Here is an 8,148-nt window from a genome sequence, read left to right on the forward strand (position 1 = left end):
GGGGGCAGCACCGTGCGCAGGTTCGCGGTGACGAGGGAGCTGTCGACCGGGAGGCCGGCCAGCAACGTGTCGACCGCAGGATCGGGCAGTACCTGGGTGTAGACGCGGTCGAAGGCGTCGGCCCGGTTCAGCGACTGCGAGTAGAAGGCCGGGTTCAGCACGGTCCGCCACGCGGTGATGACGACGACCAGCGGCAGCCAGCAGAGCACGACGAGGGCGACGAGGGCGAGGCGCCCCCGCTCCCCTCCTCGGCGACCCATGGCCTACCGACAGACAGGCAGACCTGGCCGGGCCCGCAGACCCGGATGGGCCCGCAGACCCGGATGGGCGACGTCCGCCAGCATCTCCTCGATGCGGGCCGCAACCTCGTCCGGGCTGCCGGAACCGTCCACCGTGCGCAGCAGGCCACCCCGCTGGTAGTAGCGGCGCAATGGTGCGGTCTCCTGCTCGAAGACCTTCAACCGGCGACGGGCGGTGTCCTCCGCGTCGTCGACCCGGTCCTCGGTGCGGGACCGGCGCCGGATGCGGTCGAGCACCTCGTCGACGTCGACGACCGCGTCGAGCGGGCCGCAGGTCACCACGAGCATCCGGTCCAACGCCTCGGCCTGGGGGTAGGTCCGGGGGAACCCGTCGAACAGGAACCCCACCGCACAGTCGACGCCACTCTCGAGCCGGTCGGCGACGATGTCGAGCACGATCTCGTCGGGGACCAGCTCGCCCGCGCGGACGTAGCGCTCCGCGCGATGGCCCAGCGGCGTACCCGCGGCGATCTGCCGGTCGAACAGCCGACCGGTCGAGATCGAGGGGATGCCGTGCCGGGCGCTGATGCGAGCGCCCTGGGTTCCCTTGCCGGAGCCGGGTGGACCGAGCAGCACGAGCCTCATGGCACTGAACGGTACCGCCGCAGGTCACCAGGCCGGTCGGCGAGTCCGGTCAATCGCCGCGGATCCGGCATGGAGCAAGGCAGATCACATGAATCTTCGGCCGAAAAGTGCTCCGATGTTCCGGCCGCACGCCGGGGCCGGCAGGCTCCCGGTCAGCGACGCGTCGGCGTGATGGGCTCGGGCAGGTCCGTCCTGCCCATCAGCCAGCGGTCGGTGGCGGCGGCCGCGGCACGTCCCTCGGCGATCGCCCAGACAATCAGCGACTGCCCGCGTCCCATGTCCCCGGCGACGAACACGCCGGGGACCGAGGAGGCCCACCCGGCGTCGCGCGCCACGTTGCCGCGCGCGTCCAGCTCCACCCCGAGATCGGTCAGCAGGCCGGACTGTTCCGGACCGGTGAACCCCATGGCGAGCAGCACCAGCTGGCAGGGCAGCTTGGTGTCGGTACCCTCGACCTTCTCGAACTTCCCGCCGACGAGGCGCACCTCGTGCATGCGCAGCGCCCGCACGTTGCCGTCCTCGTCACCGAGGAAGCGCTCGGTGGAGACGGCGAAGACCCGCTCGCCGCCCTCCTCGTGCGCGCTGGAGACCCGGTAGATGATCGGGTACGACGGCCACGGGTTGGCCGGGGCCCGCAGCTCCGGCGGCCGGGGCATGATCTCGAGCTGGTGCACGGAGAGCGCGCCCTGGCGGTGGGAGGTGCCCAGGCAGTCCGCGCCCGTGTCACCGCCGCCGATGATGACCACGTTCTTGCCCTTGGCGGAGATGGGCGACTCGGGCAGGTCCCCCTGCGCGACCCGGTTCGCGGGCACCAGGAACTCCATCGCCAGCTGGATGCCACCCAGCTGGCGGCCGGGAACGAGCAGGTCCCGGCCGACCGTCGATCCCCCGGCGAGGACCACCGCGTCGTGGGAGGAACGCAGCTCGTCCGCGGAGATGTCGAGGCCGACGTTGCAGGACGTGACGAACGACGTGCCCTCGGCCGCCATCTGCGCGAGCCGGCAGTCCAAGACCCGCTTCTCCATCTTGAACTCGGGGATGCCGTAGCGGAGCAGGCCGCCGATCCGGTCGGCCCGTTCATAGACCACGACCTCGTGGCCGGCCCGGGTGAGCTGCTGGGCGGCGGCGAGACCGGCCGGGCCGGAGCCCACGACCGCCACCCGCTTGCCGGTACGCAGCGACGGCGGAACCGGGACCACGGTGCCGTCGGCCCAGGCGCGGTCGATGATGCTGACCTCGACCTGCTTGATGGTCACCGGATCGTCGCCGATGCCGAGCACGCAGGCCGCCTCGCACGGCGCCGGGCACAGCCGCCCGGTGAACTCGGGGAAGTTGTTCGTCGCATGCAGCCGCTCGATGGCGTCCACCCAGTCGCCGCGCCGGGTCAGGTCGTTCCATTCCGGAATGATGTTCCCGAGCGGACAGCCCTCGTGACAGAACGGGATGCCGCAGTCCATGCACCGACTGGCCTGCGTGCGCAGATGCTCCTCGGGGAACGACTCGTACACCTCACGCCAGTCGGTGATCCTGACGTCCACGGGACGGCGCTTCGGCAGCTCCCTGCGGTGCTTGAGGAAGCCGGTCGGGTCAGCCATGCCGCTCCTGTCGGGTCCGTGCGATCGCGATGATGGTCGGGTCGTGCTTGGCGGCCCGGTCAGCCACGAGCCGCCGCCATGATGACCTCGTCGGCGACGAGCCCCTGCTCCTGCGCCTGCCGGATGGCGGTCAGCACCCGCTTGTAGTCCCGTGGCATCACCTTACGGAACGACCCGCGCACGGTGTCCCAGTCGGTGTACAGCCGGGCGGCCACCGTCGAACCGGTCTCCCGGCGGTGCCGGACGAGCAGGTCCCGCACGATCGTCTCGTCGGCGTCGTCCAGCGCCTCGACGTCCACCATCTCGGTGTTGATCCGCGCCTCGACCGGGTCGTACAGGTAGGCCACGCCGCCGCTCATGCCCGCGGCGAAGTTGCGCCCGATGGCCCCGAGCACCAGCACGGTGCCGCCGGTCATGTACTCGCAGCCGTGGTCGCCGACCCCCTCGACCACCGCGGTCGCCCCGGAGTTGCGCACGCAGAACCGCTCGCCGACGATTCCGCGGAAGAACGCCTCGCCGCCCGTCGCCCCGTAGAGCAGGACGTTACCGGCGACGATGTTCTCCTCGGCCCGCAGCGGGGACTCCTTCGGCGGGAAGACGAAGATCTTGCCGCCGGACAGGCCCTTGCCGGCGTAGTCATTCGCGTCGCCCTCGAGGGTCAGTGTCATGCCGCGGGGCGCGAAGGCGCCGAAGCTCTGCCCCGCGGAGCCGGTGAACCGCAGCTGGATCGTGTCGTCGGGCAGCCCCGCCGCGCCGAAGCGCTTCGTCACCTCGTAGCCGAGCATGGTGCCCACGGTCCGGTTGACGTTGCGGATCGGCATCTCCAGCCAGACCGGCCGGCCGTCGTCGAGCGCTCCCTCGCACAGCTGGATCAGCGAGTTGTCCAGCGCCTTGTCCAACCCGTGGTCCTGGCTGGACGTGCAGTTCAGCGAGCCGCCGAAGGGCCGCTCCGGGGTGTGCAGCAACGGGGTGATGTCGAGGCCGGAGGCCTTCCAGTGGTCGACGGCGGCGCGGGCGTCGAGCAGGTCGACCCGGCCGACCGCCTCCTGCAGGCTGCGGAAGCCCAGCGCGGCGAGGTAAGTGCGCACCTCCTCGGCGATGAAGGTGAAGAAGGCCTCGACGAACTCGGGCCTGCCGGTGAACCGCCTGCGCAGTTCCGGGTTCTGGGTCGCCACACCGACCGGACAGGTGTCGAGATGGCAGACGCGCATCATCACGCAGCCGGCAACCACCAGCGGGGCGGTGGCGAAACCAAACTCCTCGGCCCCCAGCAGCGCCCCGACGATGACGTCGCGGCCGGTCTTCAGCTGCCCGTCGACCTGCACGACGATGCGGTCGCGCAGGCCGTTGAGCAGCAGCGTCTGCTGGGTCTCGGCCAGCCCCAGCTCCCAGGGGGCACCCGCGTGCTTCAGCGAGGTCAGCGGCGAGGCGCCCGTCCCGCCGTCGTGCCCGGAGATCAGCACCACATCGGCGTGCGCCTTGGAGACCCCGGCGGCGACCGTGCCGACGCCGACCTCGGCGACCAGCTTGACGTGCACCCGGGCCTTGGGATTGGCGTTCTTCAGGTCGTGGATGAGCTGGGCGAGGTCCTCGATCGAGTAGATGTCATGGTGCGGCGGCGGGGAGATGAGCCCGACACCGGGCGTCGAGTGCCGCGTCTTCGCGATCCACGGGTAGACCTTGTGGCCAGGAAGCTGCCCCCCCTCGCCGGGCTTCGCCCCCTGGGCCATCTTGATCTGGATGTCGTCGGCGTTGGCGAGGTACTCGCTGGTCACCCCGAACCGGCCGCTGGCGACCTGCTTGACCGCGGAGCGGCGCAGGTCCCCGTTCGCGTCCGGCGTGAACCGCTCCGCGTCCTCGCCGCCCTCGCCGGTGTTCGACTTCCCGCCGAGCCGGTTCATGGCGATAGCCAGCGTCTCGTGCGCCTCGGCGCTGATCGAGCCGTAGGACATGGCGCCGGTCGCGAACCGCTTGACGATCTCCGAGGCCGGCTCGACCTCCTCGATCGGCACCGGCGTGCGCACCCCGGTACGCAGCTCGAACAGACCCCGCAGCGTCGCGTTCTCCCGGGACAGACCATCGACCCGGGCGGTGTACTTCTGGAAGGTCTCGTACTGCCGGGTACGGGTGGCGTGCTGGAGCAGGAAGACGGTCTCCGGGTTGAACAGGTGCAGCTCACCCTCGCGGCGCCACTGGTACTCGCCGCCGACCTCGAGCGTGCGGTGCGCGTGCTCGGAGGCGATCGGCGGATAGGCCCGCCGGTGCCGCGCTGCCACCTCCGCCGCGATGACGTCGAGTCCGATGCCGTCGAGGCGCGACGGGGTACCCGCGAAATAGGCGTCGATCAGTTCCTGGGACAGCCCGATCGCCTCGAAGACCTGGGCACCGGTGTAGCTCGCCACCGTCGAGATGCCCATCTTGGACATCACCTTCAGCACGCCCTTGCCGAGCGCCTTGATCATGTTCTCCTCGGCCTGCTCCCGGGACACCCCGACGATCTCGCCCTCGGCGATGAGGCTGTCGATCGACTCGAATGCCAGGTACGGGTTGACCGCCGCGGCGCCGTAGCCGGTGAGCAGCGCGATGTGGTGCACCTCACGGGCGTCACCGCACTCGACGATGAGGCCGACCTTCGTCCTGGTCCGCTCCCGGATCAGGTGGTGGTGCACGGCGGCGGTCAGCAGCAGCGACGGGATCGGGGCCTTGCGCGTGTCGGAGTCCCGGTCAGAGAGCACGACGATGCGGGCACCGTCGGCGATGGCCTCGCTGACCCCGGCGCAGATTTCCGCCAGCCGGGCGGCGAGCGCCGCGCCGCCCCCGTCGACGTCATACAGGCCACGGACCGTCACCGAGGCGAAGCCGGGCATGTCACCGTCGTCGTTGATGCCGATGATCTTCGAAAGCTGGCTGCTGCTGATCACCGGATAGGGCAGGTGCACCATCCGGCAGGACGCCGGGGACGGCGCGAGCAGGTTGCCCTCCGGGCCGAGCACCCGGCCCAGGCTCGTCACCAACTCCTCGCGGATCGCGTCCAGCGGCGGGTTGGTGACCTGCGCGAACAACTGGGTGAAATAGTCGAACAGCAGCCGGGGACGGCTGGAGAGCACCGCCACCGGCGTGTCGGTGCCCATCGAGCCGATCGGCTCCGCGCCCGTGCGCGCCATCGGCGCGACGAGCACGCGCAGCTCCTCCAGCGTGTAGCCGAACACCTGCTGGCGACGCAGCACCGAGGAGCGCCCGTAGAGGAGCTGCTCCCGCTCGGGCAGGTCGTCCAGCTCGATCAGACCGGCGTGCAGCCACTCCGCGTACGGCGCCGCGTTCGCGAGCTCGGACTTGATCTCCTCGTCGCTGACGATGCGCCCCTCGGCGGTATCCACCAGGAACATCCGCCCCGGCTGGAGCCGGCCTTTCTGCACCACCTTGTGCGGCGGGATGTCGAGCACGCCCACCTCGGAGGCCATCACGACCAGGCCGTCGTCGGTGGCCCAGTACCGCGAGGGCCGCAGCCCGTTACGGTCGAGCACCGCCCCGATGACCGTCCCGTCGGTGAACGCGATGGAGGCCGGGCCGTCCCACGGCTCCATCAGCGTGGAGTGGAACTGGTAGAAGGCGCGCGGTGCCGGGTCCATCTCGGTGTGGTTCTCCCACGCCTCGGGGATCATCATCAGCACCGCGTGCGGCAGGCTGCGACCGCCCAGGTACAGCAGTTCCAGGACCTCGTCGAAGCTCGCCGAATCGCTCGCCCCGTCCGCGCAGACGGGGAACAGCCGGGAGAGGTCACCGGAGATCAGGTCGCTGGCGAGCAGCGCCTCGCGGGCCCGCATCCAGTTCCGGTTCCCGCGGACAGTGTTGATCTCCCCGTTGTGGGCGACGAACCGGTACGGGTGCGCCAGCGGCCAGCTCGGGAAGGTGTTCGTGGAGAACCGGCTGTGCACCAGCGCGATGGCACTGGTGAACCGGGGGTCGTCGAGGTCGGGAAAGTAGACCGAGAGCTGGTGGGTGGTGAGCATCCCCTTGTAGACCAGGGTCCGCGACGACAGCGACGCCAAGTAGACGCCGGTCTCCCGGCGGATCCGCTTGCGGGCGCAGAACGCCCGACGTTCGAGGTCGGCCTGGTCGAACCCGTCCCCCGCGCCGCCCTCAACCGGACCGGCGGCGGGCAGACTACCGGGCAATGCGAGGAACAGCTGCCGCATCCGCGGCTCAACCTCGTGGGCGGCGTGCCCGATGATGTGGCTGACGACCGGCACCTCACGCCAGCCGAGGACCCGCAGCCCCTCCTGGCGGACGATGCGGCTGATGGTGCGCACGGCTTCGTCCCGCTCCCCCGAGACCTGCGGCAGGAAGGCGATCCCGACGGCGTAACGCCCCGGGGCGGGCAGCGTGAAGTCGACGACGTCACGCAGGAACAGGTCGGGGACCTGCACCAGGATGCCGGCTCCGTCGCCGGTGTCCGGGTCGCTGCCCGAGGCACCCCGGTGGTCGAGGTTACGCAGCACGGTCAGGCCCTGCTCGACCAGCTCGTGACTGCGCCTGCCGTGTACATCGACGACGAAGCCGACGCCACAGGCATCGTGTTCGAAGGTGGGGTCGTAAAGACCTTGCGCACTCGGCATCCGGCGAAGTCCTGTCCATCTTCAGGGGCTGAAGGGGGTGCGGACAACGCTGTCCGAGTGGTGTGACGGCACGGCGACGCTGGCCCGGCGCCCCGTGTCTCTACCGAGTGTGCCACGCGGCCCGCTCATGCGCCGCGATCAAATATGTCCAGGAGATCACCGCCAGATGACGTCATACCTCCCCGCCCGGCCTCGGTCACTACAAGTAGGGGAAGGTCGACGGTCCAGCCGACGCCCGGGGCCCCGCCGGAGACGGCGTCTCAGGCGTCTCCGGCGTCTCATCAGGGCAGCTGCGGCTCCTCCGGCGGAACGGCCGCGGCCGACGTGTGCCCACCGCTCGCCGGCAATCTCGTCGCCAGGCCGCGGCTCTGCTGCGAACCAGCCGGTACGGCGGTGGTGGTGGTGGCGGCGGTGGTGGTGGCGGTGGTCGGCCCGGAGGCATCGGGCACCGCGGCATCGGGCACCGACCCGGCGGAACCAGGATCGGCCTGATCGGGACCAGCCGGATCAGGATCGACCGAATCGGGACCAGCCGAATCGGGACCGGCCGCCCGCTGGTCGGCGGTACCGGCAGTCGTCACCGTGGACCGCGCCGCGGGCCGGGAACGGGCGATTCCGAGGGCCTCCTGCTCCTCCCTGGACAGATTCGGATCCACGGGACTGCGGGTGACCGCCAGCGCCAGCAACGCCCCCAGACAGACAACGATCGAGGTCCAGATGTTGACCCGCAGCCCGAGGATCTGGTTCGCCGTGTCGATGCGCAGCATCTCGATCCACAACCGGCCGAACGTGTAGAGCGCGACGTAGAGGCAGAACAGCTTGCCGCGGCCGAGCCGGTGCCGCCGATCGACGACCAACAGGATCCCGGCCACCACCAGGTTCCACAGGCACTCGTAGAGGAAGGTCGGCTGATAGGTGGACACGCCGGGGATGATCTGGTGCTTCTCGTCGATGCGCACCGCCCAGGGCAGGGTGCTCGCCTTGCCGTACAGCTCCTGGTTGAACCAGTTGCCCCAGCGTCCGATCGCCTGGGCCAGGATGATGCCCGGCGCC

4 protein-coding genes and 1 pseudogene are annotated in these 8,148 nt (G+C 70.4%); all 5 read right to left on the reverse strand.

The window, feature by feature from the left end; all coding sequences use genetic code 11:
* Window positions 1-260 (reverse strand): annotated as a pseudogene (locus tag AC08ON_RS01155) (hypothetical protein); the annotation flags it as partial.
* 3 nt (window positions 261-263) lie between these two features.
* A complete protein-coding gene (locus AC08ON_RS01160) occupies window positions 264-884 on the reverse strand; it encodes an adenylate kinase (RefSeq protein ID WP_476606050.1) in 621 nt (206 codons plus the stop codon).
* A 152-nt stretch (window positions 885-1,036) separates the two neighbouring features.
* A complete protein-coding gene (locus AC08ON_RS01165) occupies window positions 1,037-2,479 on the reverse strand; it encodes a glutamate synthase subunit beta (protein WP_476606049.1) in 1,443 nt (480 codons plus the stop codon).
* A 59-nt stretch (window positions 2,480-2,538) separates the two neighbouring features.
* Complete coding sequence (gene gltB, locus AC08ON_RS01170) at window positions 2,539-7,095, reverse strand: glutamate synthase large subunit (protein WP_476606048.1); 4,557 nt, start codon at window positions 7,093-7,095, stop codon at window positions 2,539-2,541.
* Between the two features lie 281 nt (window positions 7,096-7,376).
* The coding region (locus AC08ON_RS01175) for a prolipoprotein diacylglyceryl transferase (RefSeq protein WP_476616309.1) at window positions 7,377-8,148 on the reverse strand (772 nt) is incomplete at its 5' end.

Source organism: Frankia sp. CoWAU3, from assembly GCF_977971855.1.

What these genes read in the sequence shown, in the direction of transcription:
- AC08ON_RS01160 (WP_476606050.1), bottom strand. Translation starts at nt 884, where the DNA reads ATGAGGCTCGTGCTGCTCGGTCCACCCGGCTCCGGCAAGGGAACCCAG.
- AC08ON_RS01165 (WP_476606049.1), bottom strand. Translation starts at nt 2,479, where the DNA reads ATGGCTGACCCGACCGGCTTCCTCAAGCACCGCAGGGAGCTGCCGAAG.
- gltB (WP_476606048.1), bottom strand. Translation starts at nt 7,095, where the DNA reads ATGCCGAGTGCGCAAGGTCTTTACGACCCCACCTTCGAACACGATGCC.